We start from the raw sequence: 17,466 nt of genomic DNA, 5'->3' as shown, positions 1-17,466 counted from the left end.
CGTTGCAGGCACATTATGATCGCTGTCACACTCCCAGCCATGTCCTCGACACAGCCGGGCGCCACCGCCGCCCCCAACGACCCCCCAGTCGACCAGAGCCTGCTCCGCAGGACCGTGGCGGCCTCCATGGCCGGCACGGTCGTGGAGTGGTACGACTTCTTCCTCTACGCCACCGCCTCGGCGCTCGTCTTCGCCAAGGTGATCATGCCGGCGACCGGCAACGCCTACGACGCGATCATCGCTGCCTTCGTGACGTACGCCATCGGGTTCGTCGCGCGCCCGCTGGGTGGCGTCGTCTTCGGTCACATCGGCGACCGCCTCGGCCGCAAGTACACGCTGCAGCTGACGATCATGCTGATCGGTGTCGCCACCGTCCTGATGGGCTGCCTGCCGACGTACGACCAGATCGGCCTCCTCGCGCCGATCGCGCTGGTCGTGCTGCGGTTCGTGCAGGGGCTCGCGCTGGGCGGTGAGTGGGGCGGCGCCGTGCTGCTGGTCGCCGAGCACGCCCCCGACGACCGGCGGGCGACCTGGGCCGCCTGGCCGCAGGCCGCGGTGCCGGTGGGCAATCTGCTCGCCACGCTGGTGCTCACGCTGATGACCATCACGCTCTCCGACGCTGCGTTCCTGTCGTGGGGCTGGCGGGTCGCGTTCTGGCTCTCCGCCGTCGTGGTCGTCGTCGGCTACTACATCCGTCGCTCGGTGTCCGACTCGCCGATCTTCGAGGAGGCGAAGGCCGAGCAGGGCGAGGCCGCCTCGGCCGGCTACGGCGTCTTCGAGGTGGTCCGCCGCTACCCGCTCGGGGTGCTCAAGGGGATGGGCCTCCGGTTCGCGGAGAACATCATGTACTACCTGGTGGTCTCCTTCTCGATCGTCTACCTGGTCGAGGACCAGAAGATGGACCAGGGCGCCCTGCTCGGCCTGATCGCGGTCGCGCACGCCTGTCACTTCTTCTTCATCCTCGCGGTCGGCCGGCTCGCCGACGGGGTGGGCCGCATGCCGGTCTACCTGGTGGGCGCGGTGCTCGGCGCGACCTGGGGCTTCTGGGCCTTCCCGATGCTCGACACCCGTAACAACGTCGCGATCGTGGCGGCGCTGATCGCCGGTCTGGCGATCCATGCCCTGATGTACTCCACCCAGCCCGCGATCATGGCCGAGATGTTCCCGACCCGGATGCGCTACTCCGGCATCTCCATCTCCTACCAGGTGACCTCGATCTTCGCCGGCTCGCTCGCGCCGCTGCTGGCCATCGCCTGGCTCAAGGACACCGGCACCTGGACCAACACCGCGATCTACCTCGCCGTGGCCGGCATCATCACGGGCCTGGTCGTGCTCACGCTGAAGGAGACCAAGGGCACCTCGCTGCGGGCCCTGGACCGCGCCGATGCCGACCGCACCGAGCGCGAGGTGAGCCCGGCGTGAGCTCCGCGACGACGGCCCCGCCCGCGTCGGCCGATTCCGGACGTACGCTGCGGGGCCGCCGCGCCCTGGTCACCGGCGGCGCCTCGGGGATCGGTGCAGCGGTGGCCCGCGAGCTCGCCGCCCGTGGCGCGCGGGTCGTCGTCGCCGACGTGGCCGGCGACGCCGCCCATGCCCTCGCCGACGAGATCGGCGGCGAAGCGTGGGTGGTCGACCTGACCGCGACGCACGAGCTCGACGACCTACGTCTCGAGGTCGATGTGCTGGTCAACAATGCCGGCATCCAGCGGGTCAGCCCGATCGAGGAGTTCGACCCCGACGACTTCCGCAGGATCCACTCGATCATGCTCGTCGCGCCGTTCCTGCTGGTCAGAGCCGCCCTGCCGCACATGTACGCCAACAGCTGGGGCCGCATCGTCAACATCTCCTCCGTGCACGGTCTGGTCGCATCCCCCTTCAAGAGCGCCTACGTCTCGGCCAAGCACGGCCTGGAGGGACTCTCGAAGGTCACCGCCCTCGAGGGCGGACCGCACGGTGTGACCAGCGTCTGCATCAACCCCGGCTACGTGCGTACGCCGCTGGTGGAGAAGCAGATCGCCGACCAGGCCAAGGTGCACGGTGTCCCGGTCTCCGAGGTCGTCGAGCAGGTGCTGCTGAAGGATGTCGCGGTGAAGCGGCTGGTCGAGCCGAGCGAGGTCGGCTCCCTGGTCGGCTGGCTCACCGGCCCCGACGCCTCGATGGTCTCGGGTGCCTCCTGGGCCATGGACGGCGGCTGGAGCGCCCGGTAGCTCCCGCCCTGCCATGCTCAGGCCTGCGTACGCCACCAGTCCACCGTTGCCTTGGCCCCGGTCTCGAGCGGGGTCGGGGCCATTCCGAGCCGCGCCTCGCTCGCCGTGGAGTCCATCACGAACGGCTTGTCGAACTGGTACGCCAGCTCGGCCAGCTCCCGGGTGCCGGGGTGCACGGTGCCGATCGCCTTCATCGCCCAGCCGGGGATGGCGGCGACCCGGGGAGCGGGGACACCCGCTGTCTCGGCGTACGTCCGCACCAGGGCGCGCTGCGAGATCGCCGGCGCTGTCGGCGCGTGCAGGAAGGTGTTCCACAGGCTCTCGTCATCGGCGCTCCGGATCATCGCGGCGCCGAGGTCCGGGACGTACGTCCACGAGTGCGGCGCATCCGGGTCGCCGATGACCCACATGGTGCGGCCGGCGAGCACCGTCGGGACCATCCGCTCGCCGGCGTGGGCGGTGCGCACCAGCGGACCGTAGAAGTCGGACGCGGCGACGCTGACCGTGGGAGTCACAGACGCGTCGCGGGCCTTGAGAAGCTCGACCCGCACCGCGGGCTTGCCGAAGTCGGCGGTCCGCGGCGTCTGCTCGGTCATCGGCCCGGTGACGCGACCGTAGGCGTAGAGGCTCTCCGGGAAGACGACCACGGCACCGGCCCGTCCGGCGGCCTCGAGCACGACCTGCTCCGCCCGCGGGAGCTCGGCGCGCCAGGTGGCCGCGGCGTAGGCGCTGCCGTGCATGCAGTGGAAGACCGCGCGAACGCCCGCCGCGGCCTGGGTCACGGTCTCCGGGTCGGAGGCGTCGCCGTGCAGGCGCTCGATGCTCGCGTGCACCGGGCCGCTGCCGGAACGGGTGAGGAGGCGTACGCGGTCGCCGCGGTCGGCGAGCTGCTGGGCGATGGTCGCGCCGACGGGGCCGGCGCCGATGACGAGGTAGGTGCTGTTCATGGCTGTCTCCTTTTGCTTCGGTGGTCGAGCCTGTCGAGACCCGATCAGAGAGCAGTGCTCTCGTCATGAGTCTGGCGCGTGATCACCTCGAAAGCAAGAGCAGTGCTCACTTTTGTTGACATCGCTCTCGACTGCGGGCCACGATGACGACATGACAGGCACTCCACGCGAACGGGCGCGGGCCCAGACCATGGACGAGATCGTCCGGATCGGCCGCGAGCACCTGGCCGTCCACGGGGCCGCTGCGCTCTCGCTGCGCGCGGTCGCCCGCGACCTCGGGGTGGTCTCCTCGGCGGTCTACCGCTACGTGAAGAACCGCGACGAATTGCTGACGCTGCTGCTCGTCTCCGGGTATGACGAGGTCGGCGACGCCGTCGACGCCGCCGTCGCCGCTGCCCCTGAGGACGACCCCCGAGCCCAGTTTGCGGCGCTCGGCCGCGCGGTCAGGACCTGGGCGCTCGCCGAGCCGGCGACGTACGCCCTGCTCTTCGGGTCGCCCGTCCCCGGCTACGCTGCGCCGGACGAGCGCACCAGCGTCCCCGGCACCCGCGTCCCGACCGCGATGCTGCGCCTGTGTGCCGGGGCGCTCGATGCCGGCCGCCTGACCCTGCCAGAGGCGCCGGGGAAGATCTCGCCAGAGCTCGCGGTGGGTCTGCAGGGCATCCGCGACCAGCTCGGCCTCGACCTGCCCGACGCCGCGCTCGCCCGCGGCGTACTCGTCTGGACGAGCCTCTTCGGTCGCGTCAGCTTCGAGGTCTTCGGCCAGTTCGGCCCCGATGCCTTCGGCGACCCCGCCGCCCTCTTCGAGGTCCACCTGGCCACGCTGGCTGACGAGCTCGGGTTGGACGAGCGGTCGTGAACCGGTACGTGCCCTAGGCGTCGACCTTGTCGCGCAGTCTTCGGATGGCAGCGAGCAGCGGACCCAGGTCGGTCTTGACTGTCTCGGCGATGATGTCGGTTGAGCTCAGGAAGTAGCGATGGGCAAGATGATCGCGCATGCGGCGATCTGCTTCCACGGGATATCGGGCTCGGTCGCGAGTACGGCTTCGTCCAGACACTTGACCGCCTCGCCGATCTCGAGGAGTCGCATCCTGACGGCGTCGACAACGACATCCTCTTCGAGGGTGCCCTTCGTCAGATGGTTCCTGATCGCCGTCACAGCATCGACGATGTCGTCGAGGCGCTCCTGGCCTGAGCGTGTCACAGCGCGATCAGATCGCTCTCGACGCGAGCACGGATCCGAGCCTGCAAACCTGAATCAGCAACGAGGTCCACCCGTGCACCGAGGATCTCCTCGAGCTCGTCCTGCATGCGAAGGATGGTGAACAGGCTGGTTCGGGGCGGGAAGTCGACAAGCAGGTCGACATCGCTGTCCGGACGGTCGTCACCGCGGGCGAGGCTGCCGAAGATGCGTACGTTGCTGACCCCGTGTCGGCCCAGCGCATCCAGTAGGTCGTCGCGCTTGGACGCCACAACGCGGCCCACGGGACCGTGGAGCGCGGCCAGGTGTGCTGCGGATGTCATGTCTGAATCATAGCCGCGACACGGGGCGTGGGGCCGCTCCGACGGGTTCGGGCCGAGCGCCGCGCGCCGTTTACCGAGTTACCTCGGTCTGCACGCACTTCCTTCGTGGAGTTCCACAAAGGAGGCGGCCGTTCACCAGGTAACTCGGTGAACGGCCGCCGCTGGTTCAGCCGACCAGCTACTTGATCTCGGCGATGACCGCCCCGTTGGCAACGGTCTCGCCGACGGTGGCGTTCAGGCCGGTGATGGTGCCGGCCTTGTGGGCCTTGAGGGGCTGCTCCATCTTCATGGCCTCGATGACCACGACGACGTCGCCCTCGGCGACCTCCTGGCCCTCCTCGACGGCGATCTTGACGATGGTGCCCTGCATCGGCGAGGCGACGGAGTCGCCGGAGGCGGCAGCGCCGGCCTTCTTGGCCGAGCGCTTCGGCTTCTTCGCGGCACCGGCGCCACCGCCGACGGCGAGGCCACCGAGCCCGGCGGGGAGGGAGACCGACAGGCGCTTGCCGCCGACCTCGACCACGACGGTCTGTCGCTCGCCGTCCTCGGCGGGCTCACCGGCGGCACCGGCGTACGGCGTGATCTGGTTGTCGAAGTCGGTCTCGATCCAGGTCGTGTAGACGTCGAAGGAGCCGTTCTCGGCGGTGTAGGCGGGGTCGTTGACGACGGCCTGGTGGAACGGGATGGCGGTCGGCATGCCGTCGACCTTGAACTCGTCGAGCGCCCGGCGGGAGCGCTCGAGTGCCTGCTTACGGCTCGAGCCGGTGATGATCAGCTTCGCGATCAGCGAGTCGAACGAGCCCGGGATGGTCTCGCCCTTCTCGTAGCCGCCGTCGAGGCGTACGCCGGGGCCGGCCGGGGGCGCCCACTCGGTCAGCGTGCCCGGGGCCGGCATGAAGTTGTTGCCGCCGTCCTCGGCGTTGATGCGGTATTCGATCGAGTGGCCGCGGACCTCGGGGTCGTCGTAGCCCAGCTCCTCACCGGCGGCGATGCGGAACATCTCACGCACCAGGTCGATGCCGGTGACCTCCTCGGAGACACAGTGCTCGACCTGGAGGCGGGTGTTGACCTCGAGGAAGGAGATGGTGCCGTCGGCGGCGACCAGGAACTCACAGGTGCCCGCGCCGACGTAGCCCGCCTCGCGCAGGATCGCCTTGGAGGACTCGTAGAGGCGCTTGTTCTGCTCGTCGGTCAGGAACGGCGCGGGGGCCTCCTCGACCAGCTTCTGGTGACGGCGCTGCAGCGAGCAGTCGCGGGTGGAGATGACGACCACGTTGCCGTGCTGGTCGGCCAGGCACTGGGTCTCGACGTGACGCGGCTTGTCGAGGAACTTCTCGACCAGGCACTCGCCTCGGCCGAAGGCGCCGACGGCCTCGCGGACGGCGGACTCGTAGAGCTCGGGGATCTCCTCGAGGGTGCGGGCGACCTTGAGGCCGCGACCGCCACCACCGAAGACCGCCTTGATGGCGACCGGAAGGCCGTGCTCCTTCGCGAAGGAGACGATCTCGGAGGCGTCCTTGACCGGGTCCTTGAGCCCCGGAGCCAGCGGCGCGCCGGCCTTCAGCGCGATCTGCTTGGCCTTGGCCTTGTCGCCGAGCGCGTCGATCGCCTCGGGCGAGGGGCCGATCCAGGTCAGGCCGGCGTCGATCACGGCCTTGGCGAAGTCGGCGTTCTCGGCCAGGAACCCGTAGCCGGGGTGGACCGAGTCCGCGCCGGACTGGCGGGCGACATCGAGGATCTTCTCGATGGACAGGTAGGACTCCGCAGGCGTCGCCCCGCCGAGCGAGTAGGACTCATCGGCCAGACGCACGAAGAGCGCGTCACGGTCGGGGTCCGCGTAGATCGCTACGGAGCCGATTCCGGCGTCCTTGCACGCGCGGATCACTCGAACGGCGATCTCACCGCGGTTGGCGATCAGGACCTTTGTCAGTGGCTTGCTCAACGAGAACTCCTCCATCGTGAATGCAAGGACATGCTAGGGGAGGCTCTCCTGCCCTGGCTCCAGCCGTCCGTAGTAACGATTGTCACACTTCGGTGAGCTGAGCGAGCGAAGAGGTTACTCGACGGTACACGGCGTCGTCGACGACCACGCCCGCATGCCTCAGCGCCAGCACCGCCGCTCCGGCCAGGCCGTCATAGGCGACGACGGCGCCAGGAGCGACCCGGGCGGCGAAGTCCGGTTGCCGGGCCAGGACGCTCCCGGCGGCGACCAGCGGCCCCTCGACATCAGGCGTACGCACCGCCGCAAGCGTCTCGGTCAGCCCCGCCGCCGCTCGGTCGAGGATCCCTGCCGCGACCTGGTCGTCGGCACCTGCCGCAGTGAAGACGAGCGCAGCGAAGTCGGCCAGCCGCAGCGGCGGCATCGCATAGAGAGCGGCTGTGGCTGCGACGAGAGTCCCGGTTCGGCCGCCTTCGCGCTCGGCGACCGGCGAGATCTCGAGCCGGTCGAGCAGCAGGTCGGTCAGCAGTGTCGCGCTGCCGCGTCCGTCGAGGGGCGCCAACCCGGCGCGTACGGCCTCGCGGCCGAGCCAGAAGCCCGATCCGATGTCCCCGAGCAGCCAGCCCAGCCCGTCCGAGATCGCCGCCAACCGACCGTCCTCGACCCGCACGGCCGACGCCCCTGTGCCGGAGAGCAGCACATATCCGTCGGGGGCGGCCGTCCCCGAGAAGTACGCCGCCAGCACATCGAAGTCGAAGACCGGCTCGCTCGCGACCAGGTCGGCGAGCACGGCCACGATCGCGGCCTTGTGGCCGGCAGGGCCCGCTCCGGCCACGGCCAGCGCGGCGCCATCGACCTGTCCGGTCCCGGCTGCGTTCAGCGCCTGAGTGACCGCGGCCCGGATCGCGGTGGTCGCAGCGTCGACTCCGGCGGAGGTCGGGTTGCCGCTACCGGCTTTTCCGACGCCCTTGCAGAGTCCGTCGATGGAGACGACGACGGCGCGAGTGCTGGTGCCTCCCGCGTCGAGTCCCAGATAGTGATGAGTCATTGACACCGTTTCGTAACAGAAAACCATTGCCAGGCGTACTCTCTCCAAATAGTTTTCGTGCGCAGGGCTCGTCATACGGTCGCGGCCCGAGTTTGCAAAGTGGGTGGACTAATTGATCAGTGACGTGTTCGGAGCCTTCGACGAGCAGGTTCGCACACGCCTGTCCGAGCTGCAGGCCATTGCACAGTCTGGTGGCTTCGACGAGGCGGTCGAGCTGATGGTCAGCAGCATTCGCAACGGCGGCGTGCTGCAGGCGTTCGGCACCGGTCACTCGCAGGCGTTCGCGATGGAGATCGCCGGACGGGCCGGCGGTCTGATCCCCACTCACGCCATCGCGCTGCGGGACACGGTCCTCATGGGCGAGCGTCCCGCCACCGATCTGGCGGGCGGTCTCCTCGAGCGTGACAGCAACATCGCGAACGAGCTCTGGGATCTCCACGAGTTCCATGCCGAGGACGTCTTCCTGATCGCGTCCAACTCCGGTGTCAACGGTTCGATCGTCGGCATCGCGCTGCGCGCGAAGGAGGAGGGCCACAAGGTGATCGCGGTGACCAGCCTCGAGCACACCAACGCGGTCACCCCCAAGCACCCGAGCGGCAAGCGCCTGGCCGAGATCGCCGACGTGGTGATCGACAACCTGGCTCCCTTCGGCGACGCGACGGTGTCGCTCGGCGACGTCGCGGACGGTGCCCAGGGAGTGATGGGCGGAGCCGTCTCCTCCATCACGGCTGCGTACATCGCTCAGCTCCTGACCATCGGCACCGCGGCCACGCTTCAGGCCGACGGTGAGACCCCGCCCCTGTATCTCTCCGCCAATATCCCGGGTGGCGATGAGCACAACGATGCGCTGAAGGCTCGCTACGGCGAGCGCATCGGAAGCATGGCCTGAACACCCGTAAGAAGAAGCAAAGAAGGAATCCCACCCGAAAGAAGGCAGCACGATGTCCCAGCAGCTTCACGGCCGGCTCGACCGCCGGACCCTTCTGCGCGGCAGCCTCGCCGGCGCGGCGCTCCTGTCGTTCTCCGGTGCGCTCGCCGCCTGCGGCGCACCCGGTAGCGACTCCGACAACACCGGGGGCGGCACCAAGTCCGACTCCAACCCGTTCGGCATGGCGGAGGACGCCACCGTCGACGTGGTGATCTTCGACGGCGGCTACGGCTTCGACTACGTCGAGTTCGCCGCCGGTGTGGCGGGCAAGGAGTTCGCCGACGCCGACTTCAAGGTCAGCGCGACCACCGAGATCGCCACCGAGCTCCAGCCGCGCTTCGTCGGCGGCACACCGCCGGACCTGATCGACAACTCCGGCGCCGACCTGATCGGCTTCAGCTCGATCGCCGACCAGCTCGAGGAGCTCGACGACGTCTTCGAGGCCGAGAGCTACGAGGGCGTCAAGATCGCCGACACCCTCTACCCCAACGTCAAGGACCCCGGCACCTTCAGTGATCGGTTCGTGGCGATCAACTACGTCATGACCATCTACGGCGTGTGGTACTCGGCCTCGCTGTTCGCGGAGAACGGCTGGACCCCGCCGAAGACCTGGGACGAGGCCCTCGAGCTCGGCGCCAAGGCCAAGGCCAAGAAGAAGTACCTCTGGGTCTGGGGCACGGAGGCGGCGACCTATTACCGCACCCTGGTGATCGACTCGGCCGCGAAGGAGGGCGGCGACGAGGTGCGCCTCGCGCTGGAGAACCTCGAGAAGGGCGCCTGGTCCCACCCGGTCATCCAGGGCATCCTGGAGAAGCTCGGCGAGATGGTGAGCAAGGACATGTTCATCCCTGGTGGCGCGGGCACCCAGTTCACCGCCGCCCAGGCCAAGTGGTCCAACGACCAGCAGGCGCTCCTCTACCCGACCGGTGGCTGGATCGAGAACGAGATGAAGGACGTCACGAAGGAGGGCTTCGAGATGACCGGCATCCCGGAGTTCGTCCTCTCCGACAGCCCGGCGCTGCCGTACGAGACCATCCGTGCCGCCGCGGGTGAGTCGTTCATCGTGCCGAGCAAGGCGAAGAACCCGGCTGCGGGCAAGGAGATGCTCCGCGCGATGCTGTCGAAGGAGGCGGCCACCAACTTCGCCAAGACGAAGCTGGCGCCGACCATCGTCAAGGACACCGTCCCGGCCGACGGTTTCGGCTCCGCGGCGCTGAAGTCGCAGAGCGCGATGCTCGACGCCGCCGGCGAGAACACCTTCAACTACCAGTTCTACGACTACTACGGCACCAACGCCGACGAGCTGGTCGTGTGGAACTCGTTCCTCTCCGGTGACCTCGACGTCAAGGGTCTGACCAAGGCCGTCCAGGGCATCTTCGACAAGATCGCCGACGACTCGTCGATCGAGAAGCTCAAGATCACCTGATCCGACTCACAGATCGCGAACCACCCATGTCTGCATCAGCCACTGATGCGACGACGGCGGACGGGCTCCCCGAGGAGAACCCTTGGGGAGCCCCACCGCGCCGTCGCCGCCGCAAGCTCACTCTCGACCGGGCCGTCTTCATGGCGGTCTTCCTCGGCCTGCCGGTCGCCGTCTTCGTCATCTTCGTCGTCATCCCGATCGGTCAGGCGCTGTTCTACTCGCTCACCGACTGGAGCGGCTTCTCACCGGTGATGAACGTCGTGGGGCTGGACAACTACGCCAGGCTCCTCGACGACGACACCTTTCTCAAGGCACTGCGCAACAACGTCCTGCTCGCGCTCGTGGTTCCTCTGGTGACCCTCGTCGCGGCACTGGCGATCGCGGTGGTCGTGACCACTGCCGGCCCCAGCACCGGTCAGGTGCGCGGCCTGAACGGCTCCGGGTTCTACCGGGTCGTCTCGTTCTTCCCCTACGCCGTCCCGGCCGTCGTCATCGGCCTGCTCTGGGCCAGGGTCTACGACCCGGCCTCCGGTCTGCTCAACGGCATGCTCACCGGCATCGGTCTCGACGGCTTCCAGGACTACGCCTGGCTCGGCGAGGTGCGCGCAGCCATGCCTGCCTCGATGTTCGTGATCATCTGGGCCAGCATCGGCTTCTACACCGTTCTTTTCGTGGCCGCGATCAAGGGCGTCCCGGCAGAGATCTACGAGGCTGCCCGGATCGATGGTGCCAGCCGGATGCGCACCGCCGTCTCGATCACGCTCCCCTCGATCCGTGAAAACGTGCAGACGGCCTACATCTACCTGGGGATCCTCGCCCTCGATGCGTACGTCTTCATGGCGGCGCTCGCCCCGGGCGGCGGGCCTGCGAACTCGACTCTGACCATGAGCCAGCACCTGATGAACACCGCCTTCAGGAAGGGCCAGTTCGGCTATGCCACGTCGATGGGCGTGGTGCTCGCCCTGGTCACGCTGCTCTTCGCGGTCTTGGTCTTCGCGGTCTTCTACCTGGCCGGTGGACGAGACAAGAAGGGAGAGGTTGCCCGATGAGTGCTGTGACTCTCGACAAGCAGGCGGCGCCGGCACGCTCAGACAGCGGCAGACGAACGCCCGGTGACGCCCTGGTGGCAGGCACCTCCCACACGTTGCTGATCCTGTGGTCGGCGATCGTGATCCTGCCCTTCTGCTGGGTGGTGCTCTCCTCGTTCAAGTCGTCGAAGGAGATCTTCTCCTCGCCGTTCTCGCTGCCGTCGCAGTGGAGCTTCGACAACTACGTCAGCGCCTGGACGAAGGCAGGCATCGGGACGTACTTCTTCAACACGGTCATCGTCGTCGGCGTCGCCCTGGTGCTGGTGATGCTGCTGGGAGCGATGTGCGCCTATGTGCTGGCCCGGTTCGAGTTCTTCGGTCGCAAGGTCATCTACTACTCGATGCTCGCCGGGCTGACCTTCCCGATCTTCCTGGTCATCGTGCCGCTGTTCTTCGTGCTCCAGGGCTTCGGGCTGCTCAACACGCTGCCCGGCCTGATCCTGACGTACGTGGCCTATGCGCTGCCGTTCACCGTCTTCTTCCTCTACGCCTTCTTCAAGACGCTGCCTGACGACGTCTACGAGGCCGCGATGATGGATGGTGCAGGGGAGTGGCGCACGTTCTTCCAGATCATGCTGCCCATGGCCGCGCCCGGGATGGCAGGTGTGGCGATCTTCAACTTCCTCGGGCTGTGGAACCAGTTCCTGCTCCCGGTGGCGCTCAACACCGACCGGGACAACTACGTCCTCACCCAGGGCATGGCGTCGTTCGCGTCATCGGCGGGCTACAACGTCGACTTCGGTGCGCTCTTCGCCGGAGTGGTGATGACGGTCCTTCCGGTCCTCCTCGTCTACCTGATCTTCCAGCGGAGGATCGCCGGGACCGTCTCGACGGGCACGTTCCGCTGAGGCTGCGCCAGCTGTAACACGCTGTTACATGCTCTATCCGGTCGTCACAACGACCGGATAGAGCCACGAACAGCGTGTTACAGGCCTCGCGCCCGAGGTTAATAACCGCTAACCTGGGATGCGTGACCGCTTTTCTCCAGCCCGAGCACGAAGAGCTGCGTGCTGTCGTCCGTGACTTCGCCCAGAAGGAGATCGCGCCCCATGCCTCGCAATGGGACCGCGACCATCACTTCCCCGTCGACGTGGTCCACAAGATGGGTGAGCTGGGCCTCTTCGGTCTGACCGCCCCCGAGGCGTACGGAGGGGGCGAGGGTGACCTCGTCGCGCTCTGCGTCGCGATCGAGGAGCTCGGCCGCGTCGACCAGTCGATCGGGATCACGCTCGAGGCCGCCGTCGGTCTCGGCATCAACCCGATCCTCACCTACGGCACCGACGAGCAGAAGGAGCGCTGGCTCCCTGACCTCGTCGCGGGCAAGAAGCTGGCCGGGTTCGGGTTGACCGAGCCGGGTGCCGGCTCCGATGCCGGCGCGACCGCCACCAAGGCCGTGCTGGACGGCGAGGAGTGGGTCGTCGACGGCTCCAAGCAGTTCATCACCAACTCCGGCTCCTCGATCACCTCGGTCGTGACCGTCACCGCGCGCACCGGCACCCGCGACAACGGCAAGCCCGAGATCAGCACCATCATGATCCCCTCGGGCACGCCCGGGTTCACGGCCGAGAAGGGCTACGACAAGCTCGGCTGGCACGCCTCCGACACCCACCCGCTCTCCTTCGACGGCGCCCGGGTGCCGGCCGACCATCTCCTCGGTGAGCGCGGCCGCGGCTACGCCCAGTTCCTGGCCACCCTCGACGACGGCCGCGTCGCGATCGCCGCGCTCGCCGTCGGCTGCATCCAGGCCTGCCTCGACATGGCGCTCGAGTACGCCGGGGAGCGGCAGACCTTCGGCGGCCCGATCGGTCGCAAGCAGGGCGTCGCCTTCCAGATCGCCGACCTCGAGGTCATGCTGCGGGCTTCGCGCCTGCTGACGTACGAGGCCGCAGCCATGAAGTCCGGGCTCGACTCGGGTGCCGTCTCGATGAAGGAGTTCAAGCAGGCGGCCGCCGCCGCCAAGCTGTACGCCACCGAGTCGGCCGTCACCGCGACCCGCATCGCCACCCAGGTCTTCGGCGGTTACGGCTTCATGGAGGAGTACCCGGTGGCCCGCTTCTACCGCGACGCGAAGATCCTGGAGATCGGCGAAGGCACCTCCGAGGTGCAGCGGATGCTGATCGCGAGAGGTCTCGGCCTGCCTGTGGAGTAGAGCCGTCGAGGCGCGAATCCTACGGCACGCTGAACGAAACCCGCGAAGTAATCAAGAGCCATCTCACCATTGACCGTTTACTGTGGCCACATGGTGTTCGGGGGACAGCTGCTTGGACGGCTGCATCGCACCCGCCTCTTGGGAGAGGCGGTCCGCTTCATGATGGTCGGCGGAATCGCGACAGCAGTCGCTTTCGTGCTGTTCAACGGGCTCGTCCACGGCTTCTTCACGGGGGCCGGACCGATGAACGGTCAGCCTATCCCGGCCTACATCATCGCCAACACCGTCGGCATGCTGATCAGCTACGAGCTGAGCCGCCGCTGGACGTTCCGCCACCGCACCTCCGACCATGCGGACGGTGGATTCACCGCCTACGTCGTCATCAACGCGGTCACCATGCTGCTGCCGATCGGGTGCCTCTACGTCACCCGCAGCGTGCTCGGCTGGGACAGTGCGATCGCCGACAACCTCTCGGCCAACGTGGTCGGAGTGATCCTGGGCCAGATCGCCCGATTCTTCCTGTTCCGGAAGTTCGTCTTCGGTCGGCCGATCCGCTACACGGAGGTCTACGGCAGCGTCGAGGAGGAGGCCGCCGCGCTCAGCGGCGCCGAGGGCGGGGCTGTCGTCCTGGCCACGGAGCAGCGAGAACCGGTCATCGGTTCCACAGATCCGGCCACGCATGACCGAGCTGGTTGAGCAGGTCGCGCAGCAGCGGCAGGCTCAGCCCGACCACGTTGTGATGGTCGCCCTCGATCCCGGTCACGAACGCTCCGCCCAGTCCGTCGATCGTGAACGCACCGGCGACGTGCAGCGGCTCGCCGGTGGCGACGTACGCAGCGATCTCCTCGTCGCTCACCTCGGCGAAGTGCACAGTCGTGGCCGCGGTCTGCGACACCTGCCGGCCGGTCGCGGTGTCGACCAGCGCATGCCCTGAGACGAGTACGCCGCTGCGGCCCCGCATCTCCCGCCAGCGCTGGGTCGCCTCCTCGGCGTCGCGCGGCTTGCCCAGCGGCTTCCCGTCCAGCTCGAGGACGCTGTCGCAGCCCAGCACGAGCGCTCCTTCTGGCACCTCAGGTCGCCCGACCACGGCGTCCCGCTTGAGCTCGGCCAGACCGAGGGCCAGCTCGGTCGGGGGCAGCCCGTCGAGCCTGCTCTCGTCGACGCCGGAGACGATCACGACCGGCTCGACTCCTGCGTTTCGCAGCGTCTGCAGCCGGGCGGGGGACTGGGAGGCGAGGACGAGCGTGGTCATGGGGCAACCCTAGGGGGTGGGGGTGCTTTACCCCGGTCTCCGTCCCGACTAGGTTTCGCACATCCAACCCCATCTCAACGAGGAGAAATCCGAAGTGACGGATTACCCGCCGCCCCCGCCCCCGCAGCAGCCGTACGGTGCTGGTCCCGTGGGCGAGCTGCCGCTGAGCCAGCCGCTCCGCGGCGCGTCGCCCGGCGACGCCATCGTTCGCTTCTTCAAGAAGTACGCCACCTTCGAGGGCCGCGCCAGCCGGTCCGAGTTCTGGTGGCCCTGGCTGTTCGCCGTCGCCGTCAACATGGCGATCAACCTGATCCTCGGCGCCGACTCGACCGCCGGCACCATCATCGGCGGCATCTTCGCGCTCGCCATCCTGGTCCCGCAGCTCTCCGTCGGCGCTCGTCGCCTGCACGACACCGGCCGCTCCGGCTGGTGGCAGCTGCTCTACCTGACCTGCGTCGGCATCATCGTGCTGATCGTCTTCTGGGCGCTGCCCGAGAAGGCCGAGGGCGACAAGTACAACGTCGCCTGACGCGACTCTGGTACTACGCAGTAAGCCTGGCCACCGAAAGTGTCGGTGGCCAGGCTTACTGTCATTTCCATGGCTTGGCGGAAGTACACACAGGAGATGTTGCAGGAGGCGGTCGACAACTCGACATCCGTCGCCGGAGTTCTGCGGCATCTTGGCCTCAACCAGGCGGGCGGAACTCACGCCCACATCAGCAGGATGCTCAAGAAGATGGGTATCGACACCAGCCACTTCGTTCGGTACGTCGGTACCGGTGCACATGCTCGACACTCGTCGGAGGAGATCCTCGTCGTCCGCCCACCAGGCAGTGGCCGAGCGAAACCACCCATGCTGAGACGCGCGCTCCTCGAGATAGGACGTCCGTACGTCTGTGCTGAATGTGGCTGCGGCGGCGAGTGGCGCGGCAAGCCGCTCCGACTGCACGTCGACCATATCGACGGCGACTTCCATAACAATCGCGCAGACAATCTCCGGTTCCTCTGCCCCAACTGCCACAGCCAAACGCCAAACTTCAGCGGCGCGAGTCGTGGGAAGTACACCTTGGTTGACGGATAGCGACTCGTCAGTTTCCAACGCCGCCAACTGTCTGGTTGGGGCTGTCAGCCCATAGACTGATCGCCGCTCGGCCGAAGTGGTGGAATTGGCAGACACGCAGCACTTAGGATGCTGTGCTCCAGGGCGTGCGGGTTCAAGTCCCGCCTTCGGCACACAGAGTCCGGGTTCGACCCGGGGCGATCCAGGGTCGATCCCGATGGACAACGGGCACGCGACCCCCAAGGATGGAAGCACAACACCCCATCCATGGAGAGGGATGAAGTCATGTCGTTCAAGGACAACGCGTCCAACTGGCGCGATGGCGTCCAGAAGGGCGTCGAAGGCGCCAAGCCCGCTGTTGAGGACGCCAAGGTGAAGTCAGCACCTCACCTTGTCACCGGCGGTGAGAAGACCGTCGAGAAGGCCGGCGAGTTCAAGGCGCAGATCGAGGCCAAGCGGGTCGAGATCGGGTCAGCACCTGACGCCGACTCACCGCGCAACCAGGCGCTGTCGGGTCTGCTCCAGGTCGGCGTCGCCGCAACCGATGCCGCCGCCCACGCGGGCGAGTGGCTGAAGGAGACCGGCGCGAAGTGGAGCGCCGGCACCGGACCTGTGGTCGTCGAGCCCCCGAAGGAGATCCCGGGGGACGTACCTCCTCCGCCGGAGTTCCGGAAGCCCGACGACCAGCCGTAAGCAGGACCGAGGACTACGAAGCGAGGCCGAGGTCGCGGCGGAGCTTGGCCACGTGGCCGGTCGCCTTGACGTTGTACTGCGCGACCTCGATCTTGCCTTCCTCGTCCACGACGAACGTCGAGCGGATCACGCCCTCGACGACCTTGCCGTAGAGCTTCTTCTCGCCGTACGCGGCGTACGCCTTGTGCACCGAGAGGTCCTCGTCGGAGGCCAGGGTGATGGTGAGCGCGTCACGCTCGCGGAACTTCGCGAGCTTGGCGGGCTTGTCCTTGGATACGCCGATGACCTCGTAACCGGCGGCCTTCAGCGAGTCGATCGAGTCGGTGAAGTCGCAGGCCTGCTTGGTGCAGCCGGGGGTCATCGCGGCGGGGTAGAAGTAGACGATCACCTTGCGGCCGCGGAGGCTGCTGAGCGAGACCTCGGCTCCGGTGTCGTCGGGAAGGGTGAAGTCGGGGGCAACATCGCCCGGCTCGAGACGCGTCATGGAGCCAACCTAACGGCACGTCTGTGAAGTTCCCAGGCGAACCGCAGCGGTGGAGCGCGCTGCGGACGTACGTCGGTTGCTAAGGTCTGCGCATGTCCAAGGACCAGACTTCCTCGCTCGAGTCCGAGATCGAAGAGATCCGTGAGCGGCTCGCAGGCACCATCGACGAGCTGATCTACCGGGGCAGCCCGAAGACGATCGTCCAGCGCCAGGTTGCGGCCGTCAAGGCGGTCTACGTCGACCCGGTCTCCGGCGAGCCGAGGATGGGCAACATCGCCAAGACCGTCGGTGGGGTGGTGGGCACGCTCGTGCTCATGGCGACGCTGCGTAAGATCTCCAAGGTCAACTGACCGTCCCCCACCAGCAAGGCAATGACCGACGTGACCGACAAGACCCCCATCAAGATGCTCCACGACCGGGTCCTGGTCGAGGTCGGGGCTGACGCCGGTGAGCGCCGCTCGTCGGGTGGCATCGTCATCCCGGCCACGGCCGCCATGGGAGCGGCCCGACGGCTCACCTGGTCGCGTGTGGTCGCGGTCGGCCCGCACGCTCGGGCCGTCGAGATCGGCGACCGGGTGCTCTTCGACGCCGACGACAAGCCTGAGGTCGAGGTCGCCGGCGAGGTCTATGTCCTGATGCGCGAGCGCGACGTGCATGCGGTCGCGGCTGAGCGGATCGCCGACGAATCGACTGGGTTGTACCTGTGATCCTGCCGAGTCGG

At 67.7% G+C, this 17,466-nt stretch carries 21 protein-coding genes and 1 tRNA gene; 15 read left to right on the top strand and 7 right to left on the bottom strand.

The annotated features are described in order from the left end of the window. The first annotated feature begins 39 nt into the window (after nt 1-39). Together IEY84_RS01190 and IEY84_RS01185 are read left to right on the top strand one after the other, a co-directional pair. Nucleotides 40-1,422, top strand: a complete 1,383-nt coding sequence (locus IEY84_RS01190) for an MFS transporter (RefSeq protein WP_183541447.1) — start codon at nt 40-42, stop codon at nt 1,420-1,422. Further along, nucleotides 1,419-2,207, top strand: a complete 789-nt coding sequence (locus tag IEY84_RS01185; protein ID WP_183541445.1) for a 3-hydroxybutyrate dehydrogenase — start codon at nt 1,419-1,421, stop codon at nt 2,205-2,207. Before IEY84_RS01190 ends, IEY84_RS01185 begins: the two co-directional genes overlap by 4 nt. Before the next feature lie 17 nt (nt 2,208-2,224). On the opposite strand, the gene IEY84_RS01180 is transcribed toward IEY84_RS01185, so the two are convergent. After that, nucleotides 2,225-3,154 carry an NAD-dependent epimerase/dehydratase family protein gene (locus tag IEY84_RS01180; RefSeq protein ID WP_183541443.1) on the bottom strand — a complete coding sequence of 310 codons (930 nt, stop codon included), beginning with the start codon at nt 3,152-3,154 and terminating at the stop codon, nt 2,225-2,227. Between the two features lie 151 nt (nt 3,155-3,305). On the opposite strand from IEY84_RS01180, the gene IEY84_RS01175 reads away from it, so the two are divergent. After that, on the top strand, nt 3,306-4,013 hold the full coding sequence (locus IEY84_RS01175) for a TetR/AcrR family transcriptional regulator (RefSeq protein ID WP_183541440.1): 708 nt from the start codon (nt 3,306-3,308) through the stop codon (nt 4,011-4,013). 13 nt (nt 4,014-4,026) lie between these two features. Here the strand turns inward: IEY84_RS01175 and IEY84_RS26895 are convergent, their stop codons facing one another. The 4 genes from IEY84_RS26895 to IEY84_RS01155 all read right to left on the bottom strand — a co-directional run bounded on the left by IEY84_RS26895 (nt 4,027) and on the right by IEY84_RS01155 (nt 7,665). Then, nucleotides 4,027-4,152, bottom strand: coding sequence for a ribonuclease HepT family protein (locus IEY84_RS26895; protein ID WP_260173257.1), 126 nt, complete (start codon nt 4,150-4,152; stop codon nt 4,027-4,029). Between the two features lie 202 nt (nt 4,153-4,354). Beyond that, nucleotides 4,355-4,678: a nucleotidyltransferase family protein gene (locus tag IEY84_RS01165; protein ID WP_183541438.1), complete on the bottom strand. Its 324-nt coding sequence runs from the start codon at nt 4,676-4,678 to the stop codon at nt 4,355-4,357. A 178-nt stretch (nt 4,679-4,856) separates the two neighbouring features. Then, entirely contained in the window at nt 4,857-6,635 is a 1,779-nt protein-coding gene (locus tag IEY84_RS01160; RefSeq protein ID WP_183541436.1) for an acetyl/propionyl/methylcrotonyl-CoA carboxylase subunit alpha, read from the bottom strand. A gap of 67 nt (nt 6,636-6,702) precedes the next feature. After that, the gene (locus IEY84_RS01155) at nt 6,703-7,665 is read right to left on the bottom strand and encodes an N-acetylglucosamine kinase (RefSeq protein ID WP_183541434.1); all 963 of its coding nucleotides are present in this window, start codon (nt 7,663-7,665) and stop codon (nt 6,703-6,705) included. Between the two features lie 112 nt (nt 7,666-7,777). Between IEY84_RS01155 and IEY84_RS01150 the strand changes: the two genes are divergently transcribed. The 6 genes from IEY84_RS01150 (at nt 7,778) to IEY84_RS01125 (ending at nt 13,952) form a co-directional block, all read left to right on the top strand. Then, a complete protein-coding gene (locus IEY84_RS01150) occupies nt 7,778-8,554 on the top strand; it encodes a sugar isomerase domain-containing protein (protein WP_221208418.1) in 777 nt (258 codons plus the stop codon). A 52-nt stretch (nt 8,555-8,606) separates the two neighbouring features. Then, complete coding sequence (ngcE, locus tag IEY84_RS01145) at nt 8,607-10,019, top strand: N-acetylglucosamine/diacetylchitobiose ABC transporter substrate-binding protein (RefSeq protein WP_183541432.1); 1,413 nt, start codon at nt 8,607-8,609, stop codon at nt 10,017-10,019. Nucleotides 10,020-10,045: 26 nt separating this feature from the next. Beyond that, nucleotides 10,046-11,068, top strand: a complete 1,023-nt coding sequence (locus IEY84_RS01140; RefSeq protein ID WP_183541429.1) for a carbohydrate ABC transporter permease — start codon at nt 10,046-10,048, stop codon at nt 11,066-11,068. Beyond that, nucleotides 11,065-11,955, top strand: a complete 891-nt coding sequence (locus IEY84_RS01135; RefSeq protein ID WP_183541427.1) for a carbohydrate ABC transporter permease — start codon at nt 11,065-11,067, stop codon at nt 11,953-11,955. The genes IEY84_RS01140 and IEY84_RS01135 overlap by 4 nt, the downstream gene beginning before the upstream one ends. A gap of 122 nt (nt 11,956-12,077) precedes the next feature. Then, entirely contained in the window at nt 12,078-13,256 is a 1,179-nt protein-coding gene (locus IEY84_RS01130) for an acyl-CoA dehydrogenase family protein (protein ID WP_183541425.1), read from the top strand. Nucleotides 13,257-13,346: 90 nt separating this feature from the next. Further along, nucleotides 13,347-13,952: a GtrA family protein gene (locus IEY84_RS01125; protein ID WP_183541423.1), complete on the top strand. Its 606-nt coding sequence runs from the start codon at nt 13,347-13,349 to the stop codon at nt 13,950-13,952. Here IEY84_RS01125 and IEY84_RS01120 read toward each other — a convergent pair. After that, complete coding sequence (locus tag IEY84_RS01120; RefSeq protein WP_183541421.1) at nt 13,909-14,508, bottom strand: Maf family protein; 600 nt, start codon at nt 14,506-14,508, stop codon at nt 13,909-13,911. The two genes, IEY84_RS01125 and IEY84_RS01120, sit on opposite strands and share 44 nt — an antisense overlap. Before the next feature lie 94 nt (nt 14,509-14,602). On the opposite strand from IEY84_RS01120, the gene IEY84_RS01115 reads away from it, so the two are divergent. The 4 genes from IEY84_RS01115 (at nt 14,603) to IEY84_RS01100 (ending at nt 16,261) form a co-directional block, all read left to right on the top strand. After that, the gene (locus IEY84_RS01115) at nt 14,603-15,037 is read left to right on the top strand and encodes a DUF805 domain-containing protein (protein WP_229788207.1); all 435 of its coding nucleotides are present in this window, start codon (nt 14,603-14,605) and stop codon (nt 15,035-15,037) included. A gap of 69 nt (nt 15,038-15,106) precedes the next feature. Further along, complete coding sequence (locus IEY84_RS01110; RefSeq protein WP_183541419.1) at nt 15,107-15,589, top strand: HNH endonuclease signature motif containing protein; 483 nt, start codon at nt 15,107-15,109, stop codon at nt 15,587-15,589. Nucleotides 15,590-15,659: 70 nt separating this feature from the next. Continuing rightward, nucleotides 15,660-15,741, top strand: a tRNA-Leu gene (locus IEY84_RS01105). A gap of 112 nt (nt 15,742-15,853) precedes the next feature. Then, on the top strand, nt 15,854-16,261 hold the full coding sequence (locus IEY84_RS01100; protein ID WP_183541417.1) for a hypothetical protein: 408 nt from the start codon (nt 15,854-15,856) through the stop codon (nt 16,259-16,261). A gap of 13 nt (nt 16,262-16,274) precedes the next feature. Here the strand turns inward: IEY84_RS01100 and bcp are convergent, their stop codons facing one another. Next, on the bottom strand, nt 16,275-16,745 hold the full coding sequence (gene bcp / locus IEY84_RS01095) for a thioredoxin-dependent thiol peroxidase (protein ID WP_183541415.1): 471 nt from the start codon (nt 16,743-16,745) through the stop codon (nt 16,275-16,277). Between the two features lie 92 nt (nt 16,746-16,837). Between bcp and IEY84_RS01090 the strand changes: the two genes are divergently transcribed. Then, nucleotides 16,838-17,095 carry a DUF3618 domain-containing protein gene (locus tag IEY84_RS01090; RefSeq protein ID WP_183541413.1) on the top strand — a complete coding sequence of 86 codons (258 nt, stop codon included), beginning with the start codon at nt 16,838-16,840 and terminating at the stop codon, nt 17,093-17,095. A gap of 21 nt (nt 17,096-17,116) precedes the next feature. Beyond that, the gene (locus tag IEY84_RS01085) at nt 17,117-17,452 is read left to right on the top strand and encodes a GroES family chaperonin (RefSeq protein WP_183541411.1); all 336 of its coding nucleotides are present in this window, start codon (nt 17,117-17,119) and stop codon (nt 17,450-17,452) included. Nucleotides 17,453-17,466 lie beyond the last annotated feature (14 nt).

Origin of the sequence: Nocardioides albus, from assembly GCF_014648255.1 — a bacterium.
GTDB classification, from domain to species: Bacteria; Actinomycetota; Actinomycetes; order Propionibacteriales; family Nocardioidaceae; genus Nocardioides; species Nocardioides albus.
Note: the sequence above shows the minus strand (reverse complement) of the source record. Positions and strands in the feature narration are given on the sequence as shown.

Bases quoted from the DNA above. Each gene is read 5' to 3' on its own strand.
- IEY84_RS01190 (WP_183541447.1), top strand. From the start codon at position 40: ATGTCCTCGACACAGCCGGGCGCCACCGCCGCCCCCAACGACCCCCCA.
- IEY84_RS01180 (WP_183541443.1), bottom strand. From the start codon at position 3,154: ATGAACAGCACCTACCTCGTCATCGGCGCCGGCCCCGTCGGCGCGACC.
- IEY84_RS01175 (WP_183541440.1), top strand. From the start codon at position 3,306: ATGACAGGCACTCCACGCGAACGGGCGCGGGCCCAGACCATGGACGAG.
- IEY84_RS26895 (WP_260173257.1), bottom strand. From the start codon at position 4,152: ATGCGCGATCATCTTGCCCATCGCTACTTCCTGAGCTCAACCGACATC.
- IEY84_RS01165 (WP_183541438.1), bottom strand. From the start codon at position 4,678: ATGACATCCGCAGCACACCTGGCCGCGCTCCACGGTCCCGTGGGCCGC.
- IEY84_RS01160 (WP_183541436.1), bottom strand. From the start codon at position 6,635: ATGGAGGAGTTCTCGTTGAGCAAGCCACTGACAAAGGTCCTGATCGCC.
- IEY84_RS01155 (WP_183541434.1), bottom strand. From the start codon at position 7,665: ATGACTCATCACTATCTGGGACTCGACGCGGGAGGCACCAGCACTCGC.
- ngcE (WP_183541432.1), top strand. From the start codon at position 8,607: ATGTCCCAGCAGCTTCACGGCCGGCTCGACCGCCGGACCCTTCTGCGC.
- IEY84_RS01140 (WP_183541429.1), top strand. From the start codon at position 10,046: ATGTCTGCATCAGCCACTGATGCGACGACGGCGGACGGGCTCCCCGAG.
- IEY84_RS01135 (WP_183541427.1), top strand. From the start codon at position 11,065: ATGAGTGCTGTGACTCTCGACAAGCAGGCGGCGCCGGCACGCTCAGAC.
- IEY84_RS01125 (WP_183541423.1), top strand. From the start codon at position 13,347: ATGGTGTTCGGGGGACAGCTGCTTGGACGGCTGCATCGCACCCGCCTC.
- IEY84_RS01120 (WP_183541421.1), bottom strand. From the start codon at position 14,508: ATGACCACGCTCGTCCTCGCCTCCCAGTCCCCCGCCCGGCTGCAGACG.
- IEY84_RS01110 (WP_183541419.1), top strand. From the start codon at position 15,107: ATGGCTTGGCGGAAGTACACACAGGAGATGTTGCAGGAGGCGGTCGAC.
- IEY84_RS01100 (WP_183541417.1), top strand. From the start codon at position 15,854: ATGTCGTTCAAGGACAACGCGTCCAACTGGCGCGATGGCGTCCAGAAG.
- bcp (WP_183541415.1), bottom strand. From the start codon at position 16,745: ATGACGCGTCTCGAGCCGGGCGATGTTGCCCCCGACTTCACCCTTCCC.
- IEY84_RS01090 (WP_183541413.1), top strand. From the start codon at position 16,838: ATGTCCAAGGACCAGACTTCCTCGCTCGAGTCCGAGATCGAAGAGATC.
- IEY84_RS01085 (WP_183541411.1), top strand. From the start codon at position 17,117: ATGACCGACGTGACCGACAAGACCCCCATCAAGATGCTCCACGACCGG.